Source organism: Paenibacillus ihumii (genome assembly GCF_001403875.1).
GTDB lineage: Bacteria > Bacillota > Bacilli > Paenibacillales > Paenibacillaceae > Fontibacillus > Fontibacillus ihumii.
Window position 1 is genome coordinate 3,366,998 of sequence record NZ_LN884299.1, and the last position, 24,924, is coordinate 3,391,921.

The 24,924-nt window shown below is 52.0% G+C and carries 22 protein-coding genes; 9 read left to right on the forward strand and 13 right to left on the reverse strand.

Annotated elements, in window-relative coordinates:
- Positions 1-12 precede the first annotated feature (12 nt).
- From BN2762_RS22385 to BN2762_RS22400, 3 genes are all read left to right on the forward strand, one after another.
- Positions 13-441 (forward strand): MarR family winged helix-turn-helix transcriptional regulator, encoded by a 429-nt coding sequence (locus BN2762_RS22385; RefSeq protein ID WP_055109058.1) that lies wholly within the window; start codon positions 13-15, stop codon positions 439-441.
- Positions 442-463: 22 nt separating this feature from the next.
- A complete protein-coding gene (locus BN2762_RS22390) occupies positions 464-1,099 on the forward strand; it encodes a nitroreductase family protein (protein ID WP_055109059.1) in 636 nt (211 codons plus the stop codon).
- A 1,783-nt stretch (positions 1,100-2,882) separates the two neighbouring features.
- The gene (locus BN2762_RS22400; protein ID WP_055109061.1) at positions 2,883-3,482 is read left to right on the forward strand and encodes a DUF2087 domain-containing protein; all 600 of its coding nucleotides are present in this window, start codon (positions 2,883-2,885) and stop codon (positions 3,480-3,482) included.
- Positions 3,483-3,589: 107 nt separating this feature from the next.
- On the opposite strand, the gene ltrA is transcribed toward BN2762_RS22400, so the two are convergent.
- Together ltrA and BN2762_RS22410 are read right to left on the reverse strand one after the other, a co-directional pair.
- Positions 3,590-4,882, reverse strand: a complete 1,293-nt coding sequence (gene ltrA, locus BN2762_RS22405; RefSeq protein ID WP_055107312.1) for a group II intron reverse transcriptase/maturase — start codon at positions 4,880-4,882, stop codon at positions 3,590-3,592.
- A 643-nt stretch (positions 4,883-5,525) separates the two neighbouring features.
- Entirely contained in the window at positions 5,526-6,443 is a 918-nt protein-coding gene (locus BN2762_RS22410; RefSeq protein WP_055109062.1) for an aldo/keto reductase, read from the reverse strand.
- A gap of 125 nt (positions 6,444-6,568) precedes the next feature.
- Here BN2762_RS22410 and BN2762_RS22415 point away from each other — a divergent pair, with 125 nt between their 5' ends.
- Both BN2762_RS22415 and BN2762_RS22420 read left to right on the forward strand, forming a co-directional pair.
- On the forward strand, positions 6,569-6,949 hold the full coding sequence (locus BN2762_RS22415) for a MerR family transcriptional regulator (protein ID WP_055109063.1): 381 nt from the start codon (positions 6,569-6,571) through the stop codon (positions 6,947-6,949).
- Between the two features lie 308 nt (positions 6,950-7,257).
- On the forward strand, positions 7,258-9,291 hold the full coding sequence (locus tag BN2762_RS22420; protein ID WP_230202571.1) for a glycosyl hydrolase family 18 protein: 2,034 nt from the start codon (positions 7,258-7,260) through the stop codon (positions 9,289-9,291).
- An 84-nt stretch (positions 9,292-9,375) separates the two neighbouring features.
- Here BN2762_RS22420 and BN2762_RS22425 read toward each other — a convergent pair whose 3' ends face one another.
- From BN2762_RS22425 to BN2762_RS22435, 3 genes are all read right to left on the reverse strand, one after another.
- Positions 9,376-10,368: a zinc-dependent alcohol dehydrogenase family protein gene (locus BN2762_RS22425; RefSeq protein ID WP_055109065.1), complete on the reverse strand. Its 993-nt coding sequence runs from the start codon at positions 10,366-10,368 to the stop codon at positions 9,376-9,378.
- Between the two features lie 91 nt (positions 10,369-10,459).
- Positions 10,460-12,424, reverse strand: a complete 1,965-nt coding sequence (locus BN2762_RS22430; protein WP_055109066.1) for a serine hydrolase domain-containing protein — start codon at positions 12,422-12,424, stop codon at positions 10,460-10,462.
- 56 nt (positions 12,425-12,480) lie between these two features.
- Positions 12,481-13,059: a TetR/AcrR family transcriptional regulator gene (locus BN2762_RS22435; RefSeq protein WP_055109067.1), complete on the reverse strand. Its 579-nt coding sequence runs from the start codon at positions 13,057-13,059 to the stop codon at positions 12,481-12,483.
- 402 nt (positions 13,060-13,461) lie between these two features.
- On the opposite strand from BN2762_RS22435, the gene BN2762_RS22440 reads away from it, so the two are divergent.
- Positions 13,462-14,058: a 50S ribosomal protein L25 gene (locus BN2762_RS22440; protein WP_316246820.1), complete on the forward strand. Its 597-nt coding sequence runs from the start codon at positions 13,462-13,464 to the stop codon at positions 14,056-14,058.
- Positions 14,059-14,314: 256 nt separating this feature from the next.
- Positions 14,315-15,124, forward strand: coding sequence for an adenosylmethionine decarboxylase (gene speD, locus BN2762_RS22445; RefSeq protein WP_055109069.1), 810 nt, complete (start codon positions 14,315-14,317; stop codon positions 15,122-15,124).
- Positions 15,125-15,134: 10 nt separating this feature from the next.
- On the opposite strand, the gene BN2762_RS22450 is transcribed toward speD, so the two are convergent.
- The 5 genes from BN2762_RS22450 to BN2762_RS22465 form a co-directional block, all read right to left on the reverse strand.
- A complete protein-coding gene (locus BN2762_RS22450; RefSeq protein WP_392391585.1) occupies positions 15,135-16,376 on the reverse strand; it encodes a metal ABC transporter substrate-binding protein in 1,242 nt (413 codons plus the stop codon).
- Between the two features lie 86 nt (positions 16,377-16,462).
- On the reverse strand, positions 16,463-17,338 hold the full coding sequence (locus BN2762_RS22455) for a metal ABC transporter permease (protein ID WP_055109070.1): 876 nt from the start codon (positions 17,336-17,338) through the stop codon (positions 16,463-16,465).
- Positions 17,275-17,991 carry a metal ABC transporter ATP-binding protein gene (locus tag BN2762_RS22460; protein ID WP_055109071.1) on the reverse strand — a complete coding sequence of 239 codons (717 nt, stop codon included), beginning with the start codon at positions 17,989-17,991 and terminating at the stop codon, positions 17,275-17,277. The genes BN2762_RS22455 and BN2762_RS22460 overlap by 64 nt, the downstream gene beginning before the upstream one ends.
- Before the next feature lie 103 nt (positions 17,992-18,094).
- Positions 18,095-18,244 carry a 50S ribosomal protein L33 gene (gene rpmG, locus BN2762_RS26290; RefSeq protein WP_074048671.1) on the reverse strand — a complete coding sequence of 50 codons (150 nt, stop codon included), beginning with the start codon at positions 18,242-18,244 and terminating at the stop codon, positions 18,095-18,097.
- Between the two features lie 50 nt (positions 18,245-18,294).
- Positions 18,295-19,512, reverse strand: a complete 1,218-nt coding sequence (locus tag BN2762_RS22465) for a GTP-binding protein (protein ID WP_055109072.1) — start codon at positions 19,510-19,512, stop codon at positions 18,295-18,297.
- A gap of 205 nt (positions 19,513-19,717) precedes the next feature.
- Between BN2762_RS22465 and BN2762_RS22470 the strand changes: the two genes are divergently transcribed.
- Both BN2762_RS22470 and BN2762_RS22475 read left to right on the forward strand, forming a co-directional pair.
- A complete protein-coding gene (locus BN2762_RS22470) occupies positions 19,718-20,860 on the forward strand; it encodes a permease (RefSeq protein ID WP_055109073.1) in 1,143 nt (380 codons plus the stop codon).
- Positions 20,861-20,897: 37 nt separating this feature from the next.
- Positions 20,898-21,767, forward strand: a complete 870-nt coding sequence (locus BN2762_RS22475) for a TIGR03943 family putative permease subunit (protein WP_055109074.1) — start codon at positions 20,898-20,900, stop codon at positions 21,765-21,767.
- Between the two features lie 89 nt (positions 21,768-21,856).
- On the opposite strand, the gene BN2762_RS22480 is transcribed toward BN2762_RS22475, so the two are convergent.
- Genes BN2762_RS22480 through BN2762_RS22490 form a run of 3 tightly spaced genes read right to left on the reverse strand, consistent with a single transcriptional unit; the run spans position 21,857 to position 24,662 of the window.
- Entirely contained in the window at positions 21,857-22,651 is a 795-nt protein-coding gene (locus BN2762_RS22480) for an ABC transporter ATP-binding protein (RefSeq protein WP_055109075.1), read from the reverse strand.
- Entirely contained in the window at positions 22,651-23,568 is a 918-nt protein-coding gene (locus BN2762_RS22485) for an ABC transporter permease (RefSeq protein ID WP_055109076.1), read from the reverse strand. Before BN2762_RS22485 ends, BN2762_RS22480 begins: the two co-directional genes overlap by 1 nt.
- 29 nt (positions 23,569-23,597) lie before the next feature.
- Positions 23,598-24,662, reverse strand: a complete 1,065-nt coding sequence (locus BN2762_RS22490) for an ABC transporter substrate-binding protein (RefSeq protein ID WP_055110305.1) — start codon at positions 24,660-24,662, stop codon at positions 23,598-23,600.
- Positions 24,663-24,924: the final 262 nt, after the last annotated feature.

Here is a 24,924-nt window from a genome sequence, read left to right on the forward strand (position 1 = left end):
GGAGGTCATTACATGAATTGCTCCGTTTCAGATCAAGAACGTATTTTGTTCCTGCTTAGAGAGCTTTGCAATCAGTTCGGCCCAAAGTTTGAGCGCAATACCAATATGAGCTTGTCCCGTTTCGAGCTGCTGCATCAATTGTATCAGACGGATGAAATGACTCAATCCACGCTGCAGAAATCGGTCAATATCGACAATGCAGCCATCACCCGGCATTTAAAGCAGCTTGAAGCCCAGGGGATGGTAGTCCGGCGGAGGAATCCGTCCGACCACCGGGAGACCTTTGTCAGCCTGACCACGGAAGGACGGGAGCAGATCATAGCCTGCAGTACGGAAAAGCGCTGCTTTGTTAACCAGATGCTGCAGGACTTTAGCCCGGAAGAGCTGCACATATTAACTGACATGTTAGTGAGGATTCAAAGCAACATCAGCAAATACTAATAGAGATAGGAGAGGAACACGTATGAATACAAGCATTATTAATGATTTCAAGGACATCGTCCTTGGACGCCGTTCTGTGAAAAATTATGATCCCCATGTAAAAATCAGCCGCGAGGAAATGACGGAGATTCTAGCGGAAGCAACTACCGCCCCTTCCTCAGTAAATATGCAGCCATGGCGGTTCGTAGTCATCGATACGCCGGAGGGCAAAGCCAAAATGGCCGAGCTCGCTTCGTTCAATACGAATCAGGTCAACACTTCAGCGGCTGTAATCGCCGTTTTCGCTGATATGAAGTGCTTTGAGAAGGCTGACGAAATCTATGGGAAATCGGTTGAACTCGGCTATATGCCCGAAGATGTCAAAGAGAAGCTAATCTCCGCTTACAAGCCGATATATGAAAATCTGCCCGAACGGGATATGCGGGATATCGTGCTCATTGATGCCGGTCTCGTATCGATGCAGATCATGCTTGTTGCCCGCGCCCATGGCTACGACACGAATCCAATCGGCGGCTATGACAAGCAGCAAATTGCCGAAGCCTTCGGCCTGGAGAAAGAGCGTCATGTTCCTGTCATGATCATTTCTATCGGCAAGGCGGCCACCGAAGGCCGGCCATCCTATCGTTTGCCTGTCGATGCCGTGACCACCTGGAAGTAATATTCAGCGTATGAAGGGGCTGTCCTCAAAGTAGTTGAAAAACTACTTTGAGGGGTAGCTTCCTGTTTGAAAAACGGAGTTCTTCAAAAATAGTCCAACTTCTCAACAGATTTATGGGATAAAGCCACCCGACTTCAAGGGTGGTCAAGCCCCAATTTTGTGGGCATTGAAAAAAACACCTAGGCTGTATACTGGCGTTTCCACCGAATGCTGGCTTGAAGACCAGGCTCTTTGCGTAAGGCGCAATACCTTCTTGCAGTTCATCCATACGCCGTTATCTTGTCATAAAATAGTGGGAGCTGCCGATAACCGTATTTCCCTTCATAGCGTTTATACATTGTGCTAACTCGCTGTCTCCCCGTCCCAATGTCGTAAATTCTTGACGCTTGGCCTCGGCATTCCGGTCATAATTTTTCCGCTTCAATAGGCATAGTAAACACTTCTGGAAGCACCGAATAGCTTGCACAGTTCAGCTACCTGTCCTCGCCGGGCTGCTATTTAACGAGCTTGAACCGTTCTTTCTTCCCTCCCTCATCCAAATTTCCAAACACTTTTTAGCATCTCATTCTCCCGCTTTAGCCGCTGCACATAACGTTCCTAATCCAATTACTCCTTTCGTCATCCTCGCTGATCCAGTAATCCAACTTACCTTGCTCTCGATATTTCCGCATTCACCGTTTCATTCGGTTTTTGTCTTAAATGCCTATATGTTCGTTGATCTGTTGATCTGTTGATCTGTCCATTTTTCCTCTACGTTGCAGGCGAATAGCCCCATCTTTAGTTCCTCTGAGTAAGTTTTAAACTTTTGACCTTAAATCGCCATCAAAAATGTACCCCTAAAATTTATTGGTTAAACCAGGTTTTTTTCCAACATCCGTTCTAAGGGGTGAATTTCGTATATAGTGGTTGGTGGTAAAACGTACATTCGTCTTTAACAGATTGATGGTGACCAACTCTCCACCTCCCTTTACGCGCAGCATGAATCGAGGTTTTCTCGTTCTGGCCGAGCATGAATCTCGGAGACTTGTTCTGAACGAGCATGAATCGTGGAGACTTCGTTCTGGCCGATCATGAATCTCGGACTTCTCGTTCTAAATGGATTTTTAGTAGTTAATTTGTGCGGCAAAGAAAGGAACGTAAATTAAAATGGATTTCATGTCGTTAAAAAAAGGAAGCAGTCCATCTAGCGCGGGATTCTTGATTTTAGGTGCATGAAATTCATCTAATCCATAGAATTATTCGTTCAGAGCATAATTAGATACATGAATTCCATTTCGTAGTATGAGTTCGATAGGAAACCTAAGCCTATGGTGGTCGGTAAAGATTATATAAATCCATTTAGTGTATGAGTTCGATAACTTATGTTCGAGCTCGACAGCGTATGTTCCTGTTCGATAGCTGATATAAGATGAGCCAAAGAATGGGATGCAGGCAAAGGAGAAATGGATTTCACAAAAATGGATTCCGCAAAAATGGATTCTGCAGAAACGGATAGCTTAGCTTTTTATATGAAGGCCCCCCCAGCCATCGATGATGACTTCTGGGATAACCCCTTTCATAATCGAGCCAGAGCATCTTGCAGGCCATGAGGAGGAGTCATCGCATGCTTGTGAGGACTGCAGGACGAATTGCAGTCTAGGTAATGCAGGACACCACTCCCTTAGCGTTTCTCATTTTATTCATTGACACTGCTCCAGACTTCCATTAGAATCTAATTTAACATCTATCTAATTAGATAATCATTTAATTAATTTAAATGCCAGGCAGTGGAGGTGTTTTGCTTTTGCAATTAGACAAGGTCGTAACCTATCATAAGGCGCTTGCCGATCCTACAAGAATTCGCATGCTAATTTTACTTGCGGACGGTGAGCGGAATGGGCAGGAGCTGGCTAAGAAGCTTGGTGTTACCCCGGCTACCATTACCCACCACGCTGCAAAGCTGCGAGAAGCGAGTCTGATTAACGAACGCAGAGATAAGAATACGATCTTTTTTTCACTGAACCACTATTTTCTGAAAAACAGCGCCGAGGCCACGGTCCGCTTGATTCACCGGGCATCCGAAGGAGGAATAATTATGCTGGATGAACAGCAGCAGCGCACCAAGGAATCCGTCATTAAGAACTTTTTTACCGCCGAGGGCAAATTAAAGAGCATTCCTGCCCAGTTGAAGAAGAAGCTGATCGTACTTGAGCATCTTGTATCCCAGCTTGAGCTCGGACGTAAATACAATGAGCCGGAAATCAATGCGTTCATCAAGAATTACCATGAGGATTTTGCCACGATTCGCCGGGAATTCATCATGCACCAGTTTATGTTCAGGGAGAACGGAATCTATGAGCTGAATCCGCAGGAAATGTGGGCAAAGTGGGAGAAGCTTTCATGAATATGCTAGAGTGAAAGGCTGGGCGGGGCCCAGCCCCTCCTCATCAAACCGTACGTGAGGTTTTCCCTCATACGGCTTTCCGATGTTCGTCATCATGAGCATGCAGATTACAAGAGCGTTTTAAGTCCATATTGAATAGACAAAGACTTCACTTCGCGCAGCGAACTCAACCATCGTCTGCGTTTGTGTTTCTTAGCATACCACTTCGCAAACCGCTGCCGGATATACCAATCCAACTTCGCCATCTTCCTCTGGCTGTAAGCTGTGTAGTAGTAATTGCGCCAGCCTTGAATCTTTGGATTCAGGTACTCCACGTGCTCTTCGAAACTCAGGCGTCGCATACCTGGCGGAGCTAATCGCTCTTTTACCCCTTCCCGTATTCGCTCTTCCGCCTTCCGGCACAACCACTGCTGGGTTGTGTAGTACACTTGGCCTTTGGATGTTTCGGCCTTCGTCTTTCGATGATGCATGCCCAGAAAATCGAAGCCTTCTTCCCCAGTCCAAAGTCCAACGATGCGCGTTTTCGTGGGGTGCAGGGTTAATTCCAGGCGTTCCATAATCGCTCGTATGAGTTCATAGGCCCGCTGTGCGTCCTTCTTCGTCTTGCAGATGATCACCAGATCATCTGCATAACGCGTCAGTTCCCCAAGCTTACCGCCATGTCGTTCCCACAGAAGATCAAAGTAATTCAGGTAGATGTTCGCCAGCAGTGGTGAGATCACTCCCCCTTGCGGTGTACCCAAGTCTGAGCGTCGGATGTTTCCTTCTTCCATCACTCCCGCACCTAACCACTTCCTCACCAACTTCAAGATTCGCCTGTCACTGATCCGCATTTCGATCAGCTTCATCAGTTTCTCCTGATTGATGTTGTCGAAGTAGCCTTGGATGTCGACGTCGACCACCCAATTTCCTTTGCGGTTGCATGCTTTCCGGATTCGCTCCAACGCCTGTTTCGCGCTCCGCTTAGGCCGAAAACCGAAAGACGTGTCCTGAAAATCCGCCTCGAAAATGGGTTCCATGACGAGTTTGGTCGCCATCTGGATGACGCGGTCTCTCACCGTCGGGATCCCCAGCGGTCGCAGTTTGCCATCTTTCTTCGGGATGTAGTGGCGTCTAACGGGTTGTGGATGGTACTTCCCTTCTTTCAGTAGCCGTTGACATTCAAGCACAAAACGCATTTCTCCCTGTTTCTCGATGTCTGCCAACGTCTCTCCATCCACTCCTGCCGAGCCCTCGTTGGCTCGTACCCTTCGCCACGCTTCCCATAAGATGTCTACCCGATAGACCTTGTCGTACAGCGCGTGAAATCTTCGCTTCTTGTTCTCCTTGGCCGCATGACCGAGTTTCCCTTGGAGTTGTTGAACGTTTTCCTCTGGTGTTGTTAGCCGTTTGGCATTCACTGACTCGTACCTCCTCAAGAAACTTGAACAAAGCAGGGCTCCTTCCCTCCCGCAGGTTGTGTTGTCCTGCGTTCCACGGTACTATGAGCCCCTCGGACTCCCTTCCTGCAGACCGTTCACTTCACCTCTGGGGCTTATAGAAGGCCTCTTTACGGTTTCTGCAACCGTGCAGGGGAGGGCCTCCCCAGTTCACTGCATCCTCTTTCATACCATGCCGTTCCCTCTACGCCGTAGGATTCTTCACTGCCGCTCCAAGTTCTAGGCAGCTTCCATGGCCTTCGTCCATGTACGCGGGACTCGGCTTCCTCTTTTCCCTCTTGCGAGGCCTTTTTGACGACGCGGCAGGATTCACTTTCATGTTACGGCCTGGTATGTTGCTCGCCCTGCCTCTGACAGGTACTTTCGTCGATACGCTTCTACGTACAGATTTCGCCATACGTAGGTATCCTAGCTACGCGGGGGCTTGGCCCTTCCCGCGACCGGACTTTCACCGGCTAGAAGATGCGTGCTTAGCTGGGCACGCCATACATTAAAAAGCGGGAGCACACTGAACATGCTCCCGCTCTACTCTTGCTTCTCAAGCCGTGCACCGGATCGCTTGGCTTAAGCCGTCAGGCTATAGCAGCAGACCCTCCCCATCCCCTTAAGGAAGCACATTTCCCGCAGCGCGGTAGATGTCGTACCATTCCTCACGGGTCAGCATGATATCGGCGGCTCTGCAGCAGTCCTGAATTCTCTCCAGATTCATCGTACCGGTGACCGGCTGCAGCTTGGCCGGATGGCGAAGAAGCCACGCTATCGCGATCGTCGTGTTGGAGACCCCGTATTTTGCGGCGATTTCATCGATTTTGCGGTTCAGCTCCGGGAATTTCTCGCTGCCGAGGAATACGCCTTCAAAGAAGCCGTATTGGAACGGTGACCAAGGCTGAATCGTGATGTCATGCAGCCGGCAGTAATCCAGGATGCTTCCGTCGCGGTTAACCGCAGCGGCGTTCTCCATGTTCACATTGATGCCGCTGGAAATCATCGTGGCATTCGTAATGCTCAGCTGCAGCTGATTCGCCACTAACGGCTGCTTCACATACTTCTTCAACAGCTCGATCTGCATCGGATTTTGGTTGGAGACCCCGAAATGGCGGACCTTGCCCGAGCTCTCCAGCTGATCGAACGCCTCAGCCACCTCTTCCGGCTCAACCAAAGCATCAGGGCGATGCAGCAGCAGCACGTCGAGATAGTCCGTTCTCAATCTTCTCAAGATGCCATCGACCGAATTTAATATATGCTCTTTGGAGAAATCGAACATGCCCTGGCGAATTCCACATTTCGACTGCAGGATCATGCTCTCCCGCACATCATCATTCATATGGACCGCATCCGCAAAAACTTCCTCACATCGGCCGCCGCCGTAAATATCCGCATGGTCAAAGAAATTTGCTCCGGCGTCGAGCGCTGTCCGCACAAATTTCTCCGCCTCGGCTTGTTCCAGCGATTGAATGCGCATACAGCCCACAGCAATTACCGGCACCTCCAGGCTGCTGGTTCCAAGTTGCATCGTTCTCATGATTCATATCCTCCTCATCTAGACCTTTTGAATCAGCGATTAGTATTGTACAATAGAATCTTAAAACTTAAAGTTAACTTGAAGTCAAGAGCTGCACATCAAATTGGATTCAGGAGGGAATATAGTTGACGACAAGCTACTCTATTAAACAAGTATCGGAAAAAACCAAACTGCCCAGTCATACGCTACGTTATTATGAGAAAGAAGGGCTGCTGCCGTTCGTGAAGCGAAGTGAAGGCGGGATACGCCGCTTTACCGACGACGATCTGGACTGGCTCGGACTAATCTGCTGCCTGAAGGAAACAGGCATGTCCATTAAGCAGATTAAGGAATTCGTCGATTTAAGCGTACAAGGCAAAGGCACGCTCAAGCAGCGCTGCGATATACTGATCGAGCACAAGAAGAACGTCGAGAATGAAATCCAAGCCATGCAGAAGCATCTGCAAAAAGTAACGACGAAAATCAGCCATTTCACCGCACAGTACGAGAAGCAAGCCGGCCGATGATTTATGGCGACCAAGCATATTTTTCTCCCCTGATCACACAAACCTCTCCCTTCATACAATTCTGTCAATCAATTACAATAGTAGGTAACTCCTGAGATAGATTCGCTTGCCAATCGGATAATTGAAAACGCTTAATCACTGTCGTCCGACTCTCTCTCTCCTGCTTTTTCACGGATTATTTCAAGAAGGAGGTGGTAGATTCTTAGATTTGTCTGACATGCTTGAAGCATTCTACAAAACTATGGAAGATGAGGTGATTTGAAGTAATGGCACTGCGTAAACGAGCATTTTCTAGGAGCAGCATCGTTATGCTGGCTGTCGCTCTCACTCTGTCCGTGTTCTCCTCCCTAGCTTACGGGGGGCAGAAAGCGGAGGCCGCCTCCGATTACAAAATTATCGGCTATTATCCATCCTGGGGGGCGTATGGAAGGAACTACAACGTCACGGATATCGACGCCAGCAAAGTGACGCATATCAACTATGCGTTCGCGGATATTTGCTGGAACGGCATTCACGGGAATCCGGACCCGACCGGACCTAACCCGGTCACCTGGTCCTGCCAGGATGAGGCAGGCACGATCAACGTACCGAACGGCACCATTGTGCTCGGCGATCCCTGGATCGATGTCCAGAAATCCTTCCCTGGCGATACGTGGGATAAGCCGATTAAAGGAAACATCGGCCAGTTGATCAAGCTGAAGCAGCAGAACCCCGGGCTGAAGACGATTATTTCCGTCGGCGGCTGGAGCTGGTCGAACCGCTTCTCCGATGTGGCAGCAAGCGCGCAAACTCGCGAGAACTTCGCCAACTCGGCGGTTGATTTCCTGCGCAAATATCAATTTGACGGCGTGGATCTGGACTGGGAATACCCGGTCGGGGGCGGACTGGCCGGCAATAGCGTCAGACCCGCGGACAAGCAGAATTATACGCTGCTGCTGCAGAAAATCCGCGAGAAGCTCGACGCGGCCGGCGCGCAGGACGGCAAAACCTACCTGCTGACGATCGCCTCGGGAGCGGGACCATCATTTGCGCAAAACACCGAACTCGCTAACATCGCATCCATTGTCGACTGGATCAACATTATGACTTATGATTTCAATGGCGGCTGGCAGACTGTGAGCGCCCATAACGCTCCTCTCTACTACGATCCTGCCGCAGCTGCTGCAGGAGTACCTAATGCAGCGACATTTAACGTAGCTGCCGGCGTCCAAGGACATTTGGATGCAGGCGTTCCGGCGAGCAAAATCGTGCTGGGCGTGCCGTTCTATGGCCGCGGCTGGGCAAATTGCGGCAACGGCGGCAACGGACAATACCAGAACTGCTCCGGAGTTTCGAACGGAACCTGGGAATCCGGCCTGTTCGATTTCAGCGACCTGGAAGCGAAATATATCAACAAGAACGGTTACACACGCTATTGGAACGACAACGCCAAGGTACCATACCTGTATAACGCCTCAAGCCGCACTTATATTTCCTATGACGACGCCGAATCCCTAGGCCACAAAACCGCCTTCCTTAAGAGTAAGGGATTAGGCGGAGCCATGTTCTGGGAGTTCAGCGGCGACCGGAACAAGACGCTCTTGAACAAGCTTGCGAGCGACTTGTCCACCGGCACGGGAGGCCCCGGCAACGGCTCGGATACAACCCCGCCAACGGCCCCAGCGAATCTCCAGGCCACTGGAAAGTCATCGACCAGTGTATCCCTCTCCTGGAGCCCATCCACCGATAACGTCGGCGTCACGGACTATACGGTCAGCTACGGTGCGAACGAGCTGAACGTCTCCGGCACGAGCGCCACGATCACCGGGCTTACACCGAACACGACGTACACGTTCACGGTGAAGGCCCGGGATGCCGCGGGCAATATATCTCCTCCAAGCAGTCCCCTTTCCGTTACGACCGATCCGGCTGCCGGCGACACGACACCGCCAACGGCGCCAACAAACCTCCAGGTCACCGGAAAGACCTCGTCCAGCATCTCCCTCTCCTGGACCCCCTCCACCGATAACGTCGGCGTCACGGGCTACACGATCAGCTACGGTACGAACGAGCTGAACACCTCCAGCACGAGCGCCACGATCACCGGACTTTCACCGAACACCACGTATACGTTCACGGTGAAAGCCCGGGATGCCGCAGGCAATGTGTCGGCCGCGGCTACGGTAACGGCCACCACGGATGCAGATAACGGGAATACTATTGCTCCGTGGGCACCGAACGTTAGCTACCAGATCAACGATCAGGTGACGTACGGAGGCAAAACATACAAATGTCTCCAAGCCCACACCTCCTTGCCGGGCTGGGAGCCTGCGAACGTGCCTGCATTATGGTCCCTGCTGTAGAATGAAGCTAGAAGCAGCAGTCCAAGAGTCAATCTCTTGGGCTGCTGTTTTTTCGCCTCTTGGTTCCAGAGCATACAGTACGGGCTACATCAGGAAGCATTTCCCCGGGGCTCCCCTAGAGACTTTGGCGGCGCGGGCCGCTTCGGCGGCACGCTGCAGCTCAAAACGCGCACGCGGCGGCTGCAGCTCCAGCTCCTTCATCAGAATCAAGGAGATCAGCTCCCGAAAGGTATCCTGCCACACCTGAATGCCGGCTGCCTGGTTCCAATGCCGCAGGTGAAACATTGTCGCCCGGGCGGCCGTTCCCCGCCTGATTTCAGCCCAATCCAACGGCACCCCTGACAGCAGCCCGAGCGTGACGTAATTGCCATCCCCGCGAACACAGCGGGCCAGCTCCGTTCCGGGCCTGCCCCCGATCATGTCGACCGCGGCATCCGCCCCCCATCCGCCAGTAAGCTCCAGGATGGCCGGCCTCAGCGAAATTTCCTCCGTGTTGATGACGGAGGCCGCCCCAAGCCCAAGCAGCTCCTGCGTATGGCGATCATTTCTCGTCACCGCGATGAGGCGCACGCCGAGAATTCTGCACAGCTGGGCTATAATCCGCCCGAGTGCAGATCCGCAGGCGTTGACCGCCAGAACAGCTCCCGGCTTCAAGCCCAGGATTTCACGGCAAATCAGCCAGGCGGTCATCGGGTTGATATACAGCTGTGCCGCCTCATCATCCGTTACGCCATCCGGAATCACCACGGCCCATTGCGCCGGCGCCCTTACGAATTGCTGCCAGGTGCCTTCGCCCCGCAGCGGCAGCACCCGCCTGCCAAGCAGCTCCCGGGAGACTCCCTGCCCCGCATCCTCAACGATGCCGACGCCTTCGTAACCGGGAATGCAGGGAAGCGTTATCCGGTGCGAATACGCCCCGCCTACCGGAATCAAGTCGGACGGATTGATCGGCCGGGCGATCATTCGTACGAGCACCTCGCCCGGCCCGGGGGCTGCAATGGGCTTTCGTCCGGCCTTTAGGACGTCCTCAGGCCTTCCGAATTCATGAAAAGCAATATATTCGTTATCCACGCACATGGCTTAGCCCCTCTTGCCGAAGCAGTATTTATGTTCCAATCCGTTATTTTTTCCAGTATCCCTAGATCAAACTGCTTATCCTTGTCAGCCGCTAAATGAGCTGCCAATATATGAACAGCGATAACAGCATCCAGGCCACAGCGGTAAACAGGACGTAATGGATACGCCCGGATCTTCTCCAATACTTTCTCCATACTGCAATAATCGCAAAAATCACCATCGATATTCCAAGGATCCACAGCAACCACAGAAGCATATCCAGCAGAGAATTCCATGAAGGCATAATGCCAAAGGCCACCTTCGGCAAGCCGTACACAGGATCGATCTGGCCGTTCATAGCCACTCCGATCAGGCAGGACAGGGTCAATACGCCGAAGGCAACGGCAGCTCCTGCTGCGGCACGGGCCAGTTTAGGAGACGTTTGGAGTTTAGGCCGTCTAATGAGCCGAAGTAATGCCCGGATGCCCCAGAAGACGAGAGAGATTAGGATAAACAGCAATATGGCGATTATCATCAGGAACGTAAATGAACTGGAAGCATACCAGGGAGCCTTCGAATACGTCATCGGGCCGTCGGGCATAAGCATCGTATTGCCATAAGGGTCAACCCCGAACACGATCGTGCGAAAGGCGCCGTAATAATCCTGTATCCGCTGCTCTAAATTACGGTAAATACCTGGTTCTATTTCCACAAAACGGTCCGTTTCTCCTGCATGGCTGACGAGCAAATAACCTTCTTTATCCAGCTGCACTTGAATCAGGCCCATCGTTAGGCTTAGAAACCGCTCGGAGGTCGTGAAGCTGCGCCTGTTCTGCTGGTATTCTCCGACATATTGGCGGGAGCGCTCGATCGTCCCTTCAGGCGGCTGCGGGTGATCTTCAGGAGGAGCAGGATAGTAATGGTCCATAAATGCTTGAAACAGCCCGGTATGGGTCAAATAACTGCCCCCGCTGTAGGAAACGAACAAGCCGAAATTCCGCTCGGGAACTAGATACAGTCCCGTATCGAACAGCATCGTGCTCCCGCCATGAAAAAGCGTCCGCTCTCCATTAAAGACGCCTTCCATAAATCCAAACGCTGTGCCGGACAGAAAAGGATGCTGCGTAAACTGCTGATTCCGCATGGAACGAATCGTTTCTTCACGAAGTATGCGCCCACCTTGCTCATTCTCGCTTGGAAGATAAGCCACCATAAATTTGGACATATCGGCAGCCGAACTGCTCATGCCGCCGGCCGGGCCGGGAACGAATTCAAATTGGCCTTCTTCGTATTCCCCCTGCACAAGCCGATATGCTCGTGCCATATGCGGCTGCAATCGTTCCGGCAGCGGCTGCCGGAAGCTGCTGTATTCCATCCCAAGCGGCGTAAAAATATGCTGCTCTACATAATCTGCGAACGATTGGCCCGCTACCCTCTCGACAATATAGCCGGCCAAAGCCGTGCCATAATTGGAATACGCGACTACCTCGCCGGGAGGAAATGCCCGTTGTGGCATGAAAGTGCGCACATAATCTTCAAGCGGGAGCATTTGCTGCTCCTCCAGCCTGAAAATCATGTCCGGATAATCCTCGAACCCGGCGGTGTGAGTCATGAGATGGGTCAAGGTAACCGGCGCAGCGGCAGGCTCCTGTGCTGATTGTGTATAGAGCCGGTCCGGTATTTCAAAATCCAAGTATGTATGGATATCGGCTTCAAGATCCAGTTTCCCCTGTTCAACTAGCTGCATGACGGCGGTCCAAGTCAACAGCTTGGAAGTCGATCCTATCCGAAACAGCGTTCGCTCCGGATTTACGGGGATCTCCCTCTCCAGATCGGCATAGCCATATCCCTGGCTGAAGATAACCTCTCCATTGGCAACGACGGCTACGGCAGCATTCGGGATGTTGAACTTTTCCATCTGTGTTTTCATTTCTTGATCCATGAATGCTTCTATGTCTGTATAATTCGCTATGGCGGCCTGATTCGCAGGTTGATTTCCAGCCTGAACAACTGTGCCGGAAAATAGATTGCCGAACAATACAACAAATAACATTAAATAAATCCGTATTTCTCTCATACTAACCTCCTCTTATTCAAAGTGCCTTTTACATAGTGACAGGACAGCGCGCTTGGCTACAGTGAGCCTTGCTGCCGCAGCCGGGCGCCCGCGATTACATCTTCGGCAGCATGATCCAACAGCGCAATGGCCTCCTTCTCGCCGAAGGAATCGGGAAGCAATCCGTTTGCGATCATGACCGAGAGACCGAGCTGGAATATTCTCATCTTCAATAAAACAAGCCGCAGCTCCTCATCCTTGAAGCCTGCCAAATCAGCATCTTCCTTCATCTGCTCGATCAGAAACGGAGCCATATCTTGATCATGATCCTTCATGTAATCGTTTTGCTTCATGACGAGATCCCTGAACAGCACGCTGTATTCCTTGGCAAACCGCAGGCTGGCCACGCCGATATCATGGAACGGATTTCCCGAATTCTGCTCTATCAATATTTCCCGGCTAAGGTCAGAAATTTTTCCTATAACGGCCTGGACAAGCTCCTCCACGCTGGCAAAATTAACGTAAATCGGAGCGATAGAGCTCCCCAGCCGGTTAGCTACTTTTCTAATCGTAATGTGATCCAGCCCATCAGCCCGAGCAATCTCAAAGGCAGCCTGGATAATTTCCTCTCGGGAGAATTTTTTTTGCGGCGGCATTTCCGTATCACTCCTTTTGATATTATAGAACACTTGATACATAACACTTGATATACATTAAACATGAAAAAGCCATTACCGTCAAGATGTGCTTTATCAAAAGAATGGCGGCGTGTATAAACTGAGCATAATTATGTCAATTCAGTCAAAACGATGAATAACAGCTGTCAGTTGTCGACAGACTACAAGGTTTATGCTATCGTAATTTTATAAGGCATTTCGCTTCCTGCTTGAAGCGAGATGCCTTCATGTATATATGCATGGCTAACATTTAATGTAACCAAGGCGGTGATGTCATGGTGCTCTTTATATCCCCCGGCCAGGGGGCGAAATCAATGTTCACTGTTGGATAGAGATTTTGGGAGCACAAAATATTATAATTGCATGATAAGGAGTGTTGTAATGATGAGAGCATGTTTTGCAGCGGAACAACGATCACCCCTGAATAGGTCGGGCTTGAAGCGCCTGCGCCGCAGCGGCCGTCTTCCTGGCGTAGTTATGGGGTTGAACAAAGAAAGCGACATGATTCATATTTCATCGCAGGAATTTCAACGTTGGGTCAGAGGCGGAGGTTCAGGGCTGTTGGAGGTTCAATTGAATGGCTCTGATAAAATCCCTGTACTGCTCGAGGGATTGCAGCGGGATGCTGTGACACGGGAATATATTCATGTAGACTTCCTCCGCGTAAGGACGGATGAACTCGTTCGTACGAAGGTAACGCTTGATTACGTCGGTACTCCAAAAGGAACCAAAGTAGGCGGCATCGTACAGACGCAAAGTACGTTCATCGAAATCGAAGCACTGCCTCACCAGCTGCCGTCATCCATCAGCGTCGATATTAGCGGGCTGAATGTTGGCGACTCACTTCTAGTCGGAGATGTAAAGCTTCCGCCTGAAGTTGCTCTGCTGTCTTCGGAGAACGAGCTTCTCGTTTCTGTTGTTACTCCGAGAGTCCAGGCTGGGGATCTCGAGTCCCAGGACGAGTCGGCGGAAGATTAACCATAGATGCGCAAGGCCAAAAAGACAGGTCGGCATGAAGCTGGCCTGCCTTTTTTATATAGATGAAAGCATAAACATAGTCCTTCCGTAGAATATAATGTCCAGATCAATCCCGCTCTTGCCGGACATAAGGCGCCTGCCGTAATAATGATGCACGACCCTTCTCCCAGTTCAGCAAATATTTCCATGCCGTTAGGTTCGAGACAGAATGGGTATAAAGATAATTAAGGCTTATCATTTTCAAACGGAGGCTGCCATGACACTGACACCGCAGCAGCGGATTGAGCTGCATGAGTTCAATAACCTGACCAAATCGCTGAGCTTCAATATGTATGACATCTGCTACACGAAAACAAAGGAAGAGCGCCAAGCCTATATTGAATATATCGACGAGCAGTACAATTCCGACCGGCTGACCCAAATCCTATTGGCCGTGTCCGACATCATCGGGGCCCATGTGCTCAATGTGTCTAAGCAGGATTACGTGCCGCAGGGAGCAAGCGTAACGATGCTCGTCTCCGAGGGTCCAGTCGTGGAGGTGCCTACGGAATCTTTTGAAGAATCGCCGGGACCGCTGCCGGACAACGTAGTATTGCAGCTTGATAAGAGCCATATTACCGTCCATACGTATCCCGAATATCACCCTAAGGAAGGGATCAGCACGTTCCGGGCCGATATCGACGTGTCCACCTGCGGCGAAATTTCCCCGCTCAAAGCGCTTAATTATTTGATCCATTCGTTTGATACGGACATTATGACGATCGATTACCGGGTTCGCGGATTCACGCGGGACATTAACGGGCAGAAGCTATTCATCGACCACGAAATCAGCTCGATTCAAAATTATATCCCGGATGAAGTTATCGACGCGTACCATATGATTGACGTGAACGTGTATCAGGAGCATATTTTCCATACCAAATGCAAGCTCAAAGAGTTTGATCTGAACAACTACCTGTTCGGGTATACGAAGGACAAGCTTAGCCTGCAGGAGCAGGCCGAAATTACCGACCGGCTCAAATTGGAAATGGATGAGATTTTCTATGGCAGAAATATCTCATCCTAAGGAGGTAAAGCTATTCGTTGAGCGCTAGTTTCAGCGCCTCTAAATTTTGCCGCATCAGTGCGATGTAATCCCGGCTATCGTTCATATCTTCTTCGGTCAAGCCTTCGATCGGGTTAAGGACGGCTGTCTTGGCGCCGATTTCTTTGGAGATGACCTCCGCTACTTTGGAGGATACCAGAGTTTCGAAGAAAATCGTCTTCACCTCGTGCTCCTTGGCGAATTTGACGATTTCCGCCATTTGAGCAGCCGACGGCTCAAGCTCCGGCGACAGCCCGGCGATCGGCACCTGCCGGAGTCCGTATTCTCTTGCCAGGTAGCCGAATGCCGCGTGCTGCGTGATGAAATCCTTGCGCTTCACGCTAGCGAGCGTCTCCTTGAATTCCTGATCAAGCGCCTCCAGCTTCGCCACGTAGGCATCCGCATTTTGCTTAAACAGCTCCTTCAGCTCCGGCGCCGCCTGGGAAAGCCCCGCTTCAATATTGCGAACCTCCTTCACTGCAAGAGCCGGAGAGAGCCAGACATGCGGGTCCAGCCCGCCATGATCGTGATCATGGCCATGGTGGCCGTTAGCCTCATGCTGGTGATCGTTGACGTGGGCTTCTTCATCGGCGTGATCATGCTCATGAGGGTGCCCGGCTTCTGCCGACTCATCCGCGTGATCATGACTATGATCATGCTCGTGATCATGACTGTGCTCATGATCATGCCCATGGTGATGCCCGGCTTCTGCCGACTCGTCCGCGTGATCATGACTATGACCATGCTCGTGATCGTGCCCATGCTCGTGATCATGAGCCTCTCCCCCAGAGTGCGCGTGCCCCCCGCCACCATGATGCTCCAGCCCTTCAGCCTCTTCCATGATGTCGAGGCCCCGGCTGGCCTCAATAGCCACGAGCCGGTCGCTGCTGACGGCAGATAGAACCTGATCCACCCAGCCCTCCATCCCGGCACCGTTATAGACGAACACGTCGGCTTTCTCCAGCTTGGCGATATCTCCCGGCGTCGGCTCCCAGTCATGCGGCTCAACGCCGCTCGGGACAAGCAGCTGCACGTCCGCAGCATCTCCTGCTACCTGCCTGGTGAACTCATACACCGGATAAATGCTCGCCTGGATATTCAGCTTGGCGTTGCCTGAGCTGGACGAGACCGCCGCAGCGGAAGAGCCCTCTTCCGTTCCGCCGGAGCCGGCACCCTTAGCGCCGCAAGCCGAAATGACCATCATCCCCGCGAGCAGCAAGGCGATAGCAGCCAACCCCCTAATCCGCAATTTAGTCCGTGCATGGTTTCCCGCCCGATTTTTCACATTACTTCCTGTTTGAATACTGTATTTATTCACCTTTACACTCCCTCTCTAAAATCTGGGGTTCGGCTTCCTTGCCCCATTAGCAGAATTTGCCGTCTGGACCTGCTCCGTCTCCGCCGCAGCTTCTGTACGAGCATCGCGGACAACAACAACGCCAGCAGCATGAGCGAAATCGTGCCTCCCGGCGGTACGTTGACGTAATAAGATATAGTCAATCCGCTGAAAATCCCCAGCCATCCGGCTATAACCGCAATCAGCAGCGCCATCGCGAATCCCCTGGCAACGCGCAGGGCAAGTGAGGCCGGCAGAACCATAAGCGAAGACACCAGCAGCACGCCGACGATCGGCATCGCCGCAGCTACCGTCATGCCCGTCAATACCGCAAACGAGAACGACAGCCCCTTCACCTTCAAGCCGCTGATCTGCGCCGTCTCTTCGTCAAAGGTCATATTATAAAGAGGTCTGCGCAGCACGAATAAATAAATCAGGCCCGCCGCCGTCACGCCTCCGATCAACCACAGCCCCGCATCATTCACCGCGACGATGGAGCCGAATAGATAAGAGCTGAAGCTCTTGCTTAAATGGGGACGCAGGCTCATTAATACGATAGCCAAGGCCAGGCCGGATGTCATGATGATCGCTACGGACATTTCGCTGTAGCTGCGATAGGCCCGCCTCAGCCCATCCACAAGAATTCCGCCAAGCACGGCGGCTGCAATCCCGGTAATAACGGGATTCATTCCAAGCAGGGAGCCAAGCGCCACGCCGGCCAAAGAGACATGGGACAGCGTGTCCGCCATCAGCGCCTGCCGTCTGAGCATCAAATAGACGCCCAGGATAGGAGCGATTATTCCAAGCAAGGCTCCGGCCCAAAACGCACGCTGCATGAACTCGTACTCAAACATTGCCATCCCTCGCTCTCCCGCTGTTCTAGTGAAATGATGCGATCCAAGTACTGTCCCGACTCATGGAGCTCATGCGTCACCATGATCACGGTCATGCCGTGTGAAGCAGCATAATGGCGCATAAGCTGATAGAAGCCCATTCTTCCTTGCTGGTCCATTCCTGCCGTGGGCTCATCCAGCACAAGCACGTTCGGCTGTCCCGCCAAAGCCCGGGCAATGCAAATCCGCTGCTTCTGCCCCCCGGATAGCTCCCCGACTTTGCGATGCCGGTACTCCCACATGCCAACCTGCTTCAAGCTCTGTTCGACAATCCTGTGCTGCTCGGCCGTAAACCGCTTGAACAAGCCTAGCCGGGAATAGCAGCCGGATCTGACCAATTCCAATACCCGGCTTGGGAAGCCGCTATTGAAGGCCGCCACGTTTTGCGGCACGTATCCGATGCTCAGACGCTCCCCTTTCAGCGTCTCGGTATGGATATGTACCGAACCGCTCCACGGCTTCAGCAAGCCGAGCAGCAGCTTCAGCAGCGTTGTTTTGGCAGCGCCATTGGGCCCGGTAATTCCGACAAATTCTCCTTGATGAATATCTACGGAAATGCCGCTTAATACGGGCGTCTCCCCGTATCCAAATACGACATTCCGCATGGAAGATAAAATCATGCAACCCCCTCATTTATACGTAATTATTACGATTAACAAAGACGACACTTCACCCTTTAATCCTGGAATGCAAGACGCTGCTCCGCTGCTAATTTTCCTTCTATTATCTAGTTTCGCGATGAAGCGTATATTTCTTTAGACGCGGTGAGTACTTTCTTAATTCCAGTCGTTCAGGATGCGTTTTTTTGTTTTTGGTTGTTGTGTAGTTGCGATCCCCGCATTCTGTACATGCCAGCGTTACGATTACTCTCATTCGATATCCTCCTTATTTGCTAGCTTAAATATGTCTCCCTCTTTCTGCTCCTAGCCAAGGCCTGATGCCCATGCCTCCTCATCGCTGATCCACGGAAGCGGATTGTGGAAGCTGGACCAATCCAGCCTCATCTCTTCCTCAGTCAACAGGCATTGATCCAATGATGCCTCAACCTCGGCACGGTTCATATGAATACCGATAAAGACGATTTCATTAAGGCGGTCTCCCCATACCTCATCCCATCTCCGGCGCATCTCCGGCTCTCTGCGCAAGACCTCCTCCTGCTGTTCTGTAGAAAAGGACGCCAGCCACTGCCCTGCCGGACCGAATTGAATCGACGGCCCGGCCTGGCTCAAGCTTGCCGCCAAATCCGCCTTGGCCGCAATCCAGGCCAAGCCTTTCGCCCGGACAACCTCTTCAGGCCAATCCGCCATAAATTCTGCCAATCTCTCCGGATGGAACGGCCTCACTCTGCGGTACACGAAGGAGCTGATGCCATATTCCTCCGTTTCGGGGGTATGGCTCTCTTGCTTGAGCTCCCTGATCCAGCCGGCGGACGTACTGACCTGCTCGAAATCGAACAAGCCCGTATTCAATATTTCCGCAGGCTCAACCCTGCCGTGCTGCGTTCGAATGAATTTGGCGCTGGGCTGCAGCTTCCTGAGCACTCCCTCCAGCTCATCCAGCTCTTCGTCTCCGACCAAGTCACATTTATTCAAGACCAGCACATTGCAGGTCTCGATTTGATCGATCAGCAGATCCACCACATCCCGTGCATCTCCTTCGCCGCTGGCCTCCCCCCTTTCCAGCAGCGTCTCGCCGGAGGAGAAATCATGCCAGAAACGATAGGCGTCTACAACGGTAACCATGCAGTCCAGCCTAGCCAAACCGCGTAAATCGATCCCCGTCTCAACATCCGCATAAGTAAATGTCTGGGCGACCGGAATAGGTTCGCTAATGCCTGTCGATTCGATCAGGATATAATCAAATCTTCCTTCCTCCGCGAGCCTTTGCACTTCCTTCAGCAGGTCATCCCGCAGAGTGCAGCAAATGCAGCCATTAGACATCTCTACCAGCTTCTCTTCCGTCCGCGACAAATTGCTCCCCGAGCTCACCAGCTCTGCATCGATGTTGATTTCGCTCATATCGTTGACGATGACGGCAACCTTGAGCCCCTGACGGTTATTCAGCACATGGTTCAGTACTGTGGTTTTTCCCGAACCCAAGTACCCGCTAAGTACGGTAACCGGTAATTGTTTATCGGCCATTCGTCCGACTCCCTTCATATGACAGTTTTGATCCCGCTTCATTAATCGTAATAATTACGATTAACAAAACCTAATATAATGCCTGCATCCGGGTTTGTCAATGTTGGCTGAACGTTAAAGCTCATTTTTTTGTTCTTAACCTCGTCCGGCGTTAATAGTAATTATTATGATTAAGATAAACCTATGAAAAATAGAGGAGTTTGCTATGAACCAACTGCCCCTGTCCCGATGGCTTCCTTTTTTGCTTCCCGCAGCCTTTGTACTAGCCTGCTTGATCGTTATCGCTCCCGCTTTGCTGCCTTTATTTGCGGTTGACCTTAATTATGTCCACCTCTTCAAGACAAGCTTTATCGGCATATTGCTGGAGGCGCTCCCTTTCGTGCTGATCGGGGCCTTGCTCTCCTCGCTTGCTCATTTGTATCTTTCCGAGGATACGCTAAGCCGGTGGATTCCCAAGCATCCCGCGGCAGGCATTCTGTTCGCCTGTACGCTGGGCTTCATCTTCCCCGTATGCGAATGCGGAATGATTCCTCTGATCCGCAAGCTCATACAAAAGGGGATGCCCGTATATATCGCTGCCGTCTTTATCCTGGCCGGACCCATCGTGAATCCGGTCGTATACGGCGCGACCTATATGGCCTTCCGGCTGCATCCGGAAATGGTCTATGCCCGAATGGGGCTGGCCTTCCTTGTCGCTGCAGCGATCGGCTGGATGATTTACGCCACCTGGAAAAGCGATCCGCTAAGAACCAAGCCCATTCCCGGGGCTTCAAGCGGCCATTACCGCGAGCATGCACAGCGCAACCAGCTTCAGCAGCATTTTCACAAGCAGCACAAGCCGCAGCAGACTGGGCAGAAGCATCCGAACCAGGATGAACTGAATCATGGACATTATCATAAGCCCGGGCATACGCATCATCATCAGCATTCCAGGCAAGGCGGGAAGATAACAGCTGTATTCGTTCACGCGGCCGACGAGGTATTCGATATGGGAAAATACTTGATCATGGGCTGCCTCATAACAGCCGCCATTCAATCCTTCATTCCCAGGGAGAGCCTTCTCGCCATCGGCGGCGGTCCCGTCGGCTCCTATGCCTTTATGATGGGCTTCGCGTTCTTATTATCGCTCTGTTCAACCTCTGACGCTTTTGTAGCCGCTACATTTACCCATACGTTCTCCGCCGGCTCCCTGCTGGCCTTTCTCGTATTCGGCCCGATGCTGGATCTCAAGAACGTCCTGATGCTGCTGTCCGTCTTCAAGGCCAGATTCGTCATCTATTTCGCCTTTCTCATCTGTTCCGTCGTATTTATCGGCTCCGTCCTTGTAGGCCAGTTCTATTTAAGCTAATGTCCGCTTCCCAAGCGATGGAAGGAGGTTTACCTTGATGAAAAATTCCCGCACTACGCTGCAGCGGCAGCAGCTTGCACGAAGCTTTATTTTGCTGGCCTTCGCCTTATTTATCGCTCATTTGTCCAAAAGCGGAACGCTGCATTACTACATCGCCCCGAAAATGGAGCCCTGGCTCCGCTACTGCGCAATTCCGCTGGCAGCCATGTCCCTGTGCCTTGCCCGCGAAGCCTTGTTCCACAGCCATCCCTCAGCCTGCGGCTGTGAGCACCATGCAGCTGCATCCAGATTCAAAAGCGCGGCGACCTACGCACTCTTTCTCTTGCCGCTGCTGCTCGGCGTGCTGCTGCCGGACCAGGCGCTGGGAAGCATGGCAGCCAACAAAAAGGGCATGCAGCTCAGCTCTCCTGCTCTGAGCTCGGAGCATCTTAACGACATCTTTGTTTCGCCTGACAAATATAATGCAGAATTCGCCGAGCTGGCCAAAAAATTATATCCTCAGGACATCATAGAGGTTAAGCCGGAAATCTACTCTGAGACCATCGGCGCCATCGAGCTGTTCAAGGAACAATTTCGCGGCAAAACCGTAATGCTGAGCGGCTTCGTCTATGAAGATCCCAGCTTAGACGGCGCGCGGGAATTCATTATTGGCCGATTTCTGGTCCAATGCTGTACTGCGGATGCCTATCCGTTCGGCGTACTCGTCGCCTCCGCGCAGCCTCTGCCCCTGTTCGAGCCGGATGCCTGGATCGAGGTACAGGGAACGGTGCAGACGAGGCTCCGCGATGGCCGTGAAATTATTGCCATCTCGGCGGAGGAAGTCCGCAAAATCCCCCGGCCCACAACGCCCTATGTCTATCCGAATGACCGTCCCCTCGAGGCGTTCGATGAATTGACGCGGCACTAAAAAGCTGCCATATCCCGCGCATTGTAATGCGTTAGGGATATGGCAGCTTTTGTTGTGCCCGATGCCTGACATGCGAGCGTTATAAATTCCTACCCGAGCACGACGCGGTCGTCCGACAGCTTGTGCCCGCTGATTCTCTCGAATTCGCCAAGCAGTTCCTCGATCGTCAGCGTCTTCTTCTTCGCCTCATTCACGTCGAGGATGATGCGGCCCTTATCCATCATAATTAGGCGGTTGCCTAGACGAATGGCCTGCTCCATATTATGCGTTACCATCAGCGTCGTCAGATTCATCTCGCTCACGATGCTCTGCGTAAGCTTCGTCACCAGCTCAGCCCGAGCCGGGTCAAGCGCGGCGGTATGTTCGTCCAGCAGCAAAATTTGCGGCCGGGTGAAGGTCGCCATCAGCAGGCTGAGCGCCTGGCGCTCCCCGCCGGACAACGTGCCGACCTTGGCCCGCAGCCTGTTCTCCAGCCCGATGCCGAGCCTGCTGAGCTGATTGCGGAACAGAGTGCGTCGCGAGGCGGTAATGCCCAGCCCGAGCCCCCTCCTCTTGCCCCTCGAGTAGGCCATCGCCAAATTCTCTTCAATCGTCATATTCGGCGCGGTACCGGCCATCGGATCCTGGAAGACCCGGCCGATCCAGCGGCTTCTCTGGTGCTCGATCAAGTGGCTGACTTCATTCCCGTCTATGCGAACCTCACCAACGTCAGGCTTGAGCACGCCGGAAATCATATTCATCAAGGTGGACTTCCCGGCGCCATTACTGCCGACCACGGTAACGAAATCGCCAGGCTTTAGGTGCAGGTTCACGTTAACGAGCGCAATCTTCTCATCCGGCGAACCAGGGTGGAACAGCTTGGATACGTTCGTCAGCTGCAGCATTAACGCCCACCCCCAATCCCTGTATTTTTCCCATACGTCCCGGCGATTTCGCTTGAGCGCTTTCGGCCGAGCGCCCGCTGCTTCGAGGAGCGCTGTATGGAAGGGAGTACGAGAGCGATAATGACAATAACTGCAGTGATCAGCTTCAAATCCGTTTGCTCAAACCATTCGATTCGCAAGGCCAGAGCTACGACCATACGGTAAACGATCGAGCCGACCACTGCGGCCAGCGTGGCGAAGAAAACGGTTCTCGCGCCGAGAATCGCTTCCCCGATAATCACGGAGGCGAGCCCGATGACGATCATGCCAATTCCCGAGGATATGTCCGCAAATTGCGACTGCTGGGCAATTAACGCTCCTGACAATGCGACAAGGCCATTGGACAAACTCAGACCTAAAATAATCGTAGTATCCGTATGAGCGCCAAAGCTGCGGATCATTCGTTTGTTATCGCCGGTGGCGCGCAGTGCCAGACCAAGATTCGTCTTAAAGAACAGATCCAGCAGCAGCTTGATCGCAAGGACGACAAACGGCATTAGCCACAGCGGGGAAATGGAGCTAAAGATCGTTTTTTCGCCAAGCAAAGCTATGTTCGGCTTTCCCAGTATCCGCATATTTATCGAGTGCAGTGCAATCATCATCAATATCCCTGACAATAATCCGTTAATGCGGCCTTTCGTATGGAGCAGCCCGGTCACTGTGCCGGCTAATACGCCGCCGCAGCAGGCTAATAAAGTAGCCGTTAACGGATCGGCACCTTTCGTAATCATAACCGCAGCGATCGCGCCGCCTGTCGTAAAGCTTCCATCGACCGTTAGATCCGGAAAATCCAAAATCCGAAAGGTAATATATACTCCAAGTGCCATCAGCGCATAGAGCAGGCCGGATTCAATGGCTCCGATTAACGAGTTCACCATGATGAGTACCTCCTAAAATTGAAACCAGCCTATTCAAGCAAGTTGTTCTCCTTGTCTTTCACCATATCCTTCATGGCATCGGTAACCTCGATTCCTTGCTCCGCAGCAGCTTTGAGATTCAGGATCAGGTCGAGCTTGTCAGGAACGGTTACCGGCATGTCGCCGACCTGCTTGCCTTCCTTCAACACGGCCACAGCCATTTCCCCAACCTGGTACCCATGATCATAATATTTAAAGCCTACTGTAGCGAAAGCACCCTTCTCCACGGTATCGCGGTCACTTGAGAAGAACGGAATATCATTCTCATTCGCAACCTGAATAACTGTGCTGACTGCCTCGACAACCGTATTGTCAAGCGTAGTATACAGAGCGTCAGCACGGCCAACCAGCGACTCTGCCGCCTGCTTCACTTCAGACGTGTTCGTTGCCGTTGCCCGGATCAGCTTGATGCCATGCTTCTCCAGCGCTTTCTCGGCGTGTCCGGCCATAATTACAGCATTCGGTTCGCCTTGGTTCATGACGACACCAACCGTCTTTACATCCTTGAAATGCTCGGCAATGAAATCCATCAGCTGGACAATAGCCTCCGGATTCGTATCGGATGCCCCGGACACGTTGCCGCCCGGCTTCTCCAAATTATCAACCAGCTTAGCATCAATCGGATCCGTAACTCCGCCGAACAGGATCGGGGAATTCTTCACCTGGCTCACGAGAGCCTGCGTAGTAGGTGTGGCGATCCCCAGAACGAGATCGTACTTGTCTCCGGCAATTTTTTGCGCGATCGTCATGTAATTTGTCGGATCTCCCTGCGCGTTGTTATAGTCAAGCTTCAGGTTCTCCCCTTCTACGATGCCTGCATCCTTAAGCGCTGCCAGAAATCCTTCGCGAATCGCATCCAAAGACGGATGCTCGACAACTTGCGAGATCGCAACCTTATAGCTCTCTTTGCTCGAATCTGCCGGCCCCTCTGCTCCCGGAGCACCGTTGTTTGCCGGAGCGCTTGAGTTATTGCCTCCAGCATTATTGCTGCCGCAACCGATCACCGTAATCAGCATAGCGGCAATGACCATCATAACCCCAAACTTCTTCTTCATTCCGATAACCCCTCTCTCCATAAATAATAGATAACCCCCATAAAGATTTAGGCCACGAAAGCATGATCCTGCTAACGCTTTCCTATGTGAAAGTGCTAAAGCAGCAAATCATGACCGACCGGCTCCTCTTTTTGAAGTATGTATTATTCCTATATTAAATGGAGGTTTATTTTACGTCAATTATTAAATAGCGGTCAATTTGCTGTATACCGGGATTGATTTCTTATGAAAAAAAGGACTGCGCGCTCATCCGGTTCCCGAA

What these genes read in the sequence shown, in the direction of transcription:
- BN2762_RS22485 (WP_055109076.1), bottom strand. Translation starts at nt 23,568, where the DNA reads ATGGTGAACTCGTTAATCGGAGCCATTGAATCCGGCCTGCTCTATGCG.
- BN2762_RS22430 (WP_055109066.1), bottom strand. Translation starts at nt 12,424, where the DNA reads ATGAGAGAAATACGGATTTATTTAATGTTATTTGTTGTATTGTTCGGC.
- speD (WP_055109069.1), top strand. Translation starts at nt 14,315, where the DNA reads ATGACACTGACACCGCAGCAGCGGATTGAGCTGCATGAGTTCAATAAC.
- BN2762_RS22465 (WP_055109072.1), bottom strand. Translation starts at nt 19,512, where the DNA reads ATGGCCGATAAACAATTACCGGTTACCGTACTTAGCGGGTACTTGGGT.
- BN2762_RS22475 (WP_055109074.1), top strand. Translation starts at nt 20,898, where the DNA reads ATGAAAAATTCCCGCACTACGCTGCAGCGGCAGCAGCTTGCACGAAGC.
- BN2762_RS22390 (WP_055109059.1), top strand. Translation starts at nt 464, where the DNA reads ATGAATACAAGCATTATTAATGATTTCAAGGACATCGTCCTTGGACGC.
- BN2762_RS22455 (WP_055109070.1), bottom strand. Translation starts at nt 17,338, where the DNA reads ATGGCAATGTTTGAGTACGAGTTCATGCAGCGTGCGTTTTGGGCCGGA.
- BN2762_RS22440 (WP_316246820.1), top strand. Translation starts at nt 13,462, where the DNA reads ATGATGAGAGCATGTTTTGCAGCGGAACAACGATCACCCCTGAATAGG.
- BN2762_RS22435 (WP_055109067.1), bottom strand. Translation starts at nt 13,059, where the DNA reads ATGCCGCCGCAAAAAAAATTCTCCCGAGAGGAAATTATCCAGGCTGCC.
- BN2762_RS22460 (WP_055109071.1), bottom strand. Translation starts at nt 17,991, where the DNA reads ATGATTTTATCTTCCATGCGGAATGTCGTATTTGGATACGGGGAGACG.
- BN2762_RS22410 (WP_055109062.1), bottom strand. Translation starts at nt 6,443, where the DNA reads ATGAGAACGATGCAACTTGGAACCAGCAGCCTGGAGGTGCCGGTAATT.
- BN2762_RS22470 (WP_055109073.1), top strand. Translation starts at nt 19,718, where the DNA reads ATGAACCAACTGCCCCTGTCCCGATGGCTTCCTTTTTTGCTTCCCGCA.
- rpmG (WP_074048671.1), bottom strand. Translation starts at nt 18,244, where the DNA reads ATGAGAGTAATCGTAACGCTGGCATGTACAGAATGCGGGGATCGCAAC.
- BN2762_RS22420 (WP_230202571.1), top strand. Translation starts at nt 7,258, where the DNA reads ATGCTGGCTGTCGCTCTCACTCTGTCCGTGTTCTCCTCCCTAGCTTAC.
- BN2762_RS22480 (WP_055109075.1), bottom strand. Translation starts at nt 22,651, where the DNA reads ATGCTGCAGCTGACGAACGTATCCAAGCTGTTCCACCCTGGTTCGCCG.
- BN2762_RS22425 (WP_055109065.1), bottom strand. Translation starts at nt 10,368, where the DNA reads ATGTGCGTGGATAACGAATATATTGCTTTTCATGAATTCGGAAGGCCT.
- BN2762_RS22385 (WP_055109058.1), top strand. Translation starts at nt 13, where the DNA reads ATGAATTGCTCCGTTTCAGATCAAGAACGTATTTTGTTCCTGCTTAGA.
- BN2762_RS22490 (WP_055110305.1), bottom strand. Translation starts at nt 24,662, where the DNA reads ATGAAGAAGAAGTTTGGGGTTATGATGGTCATTGCCGCTATGCTGATT.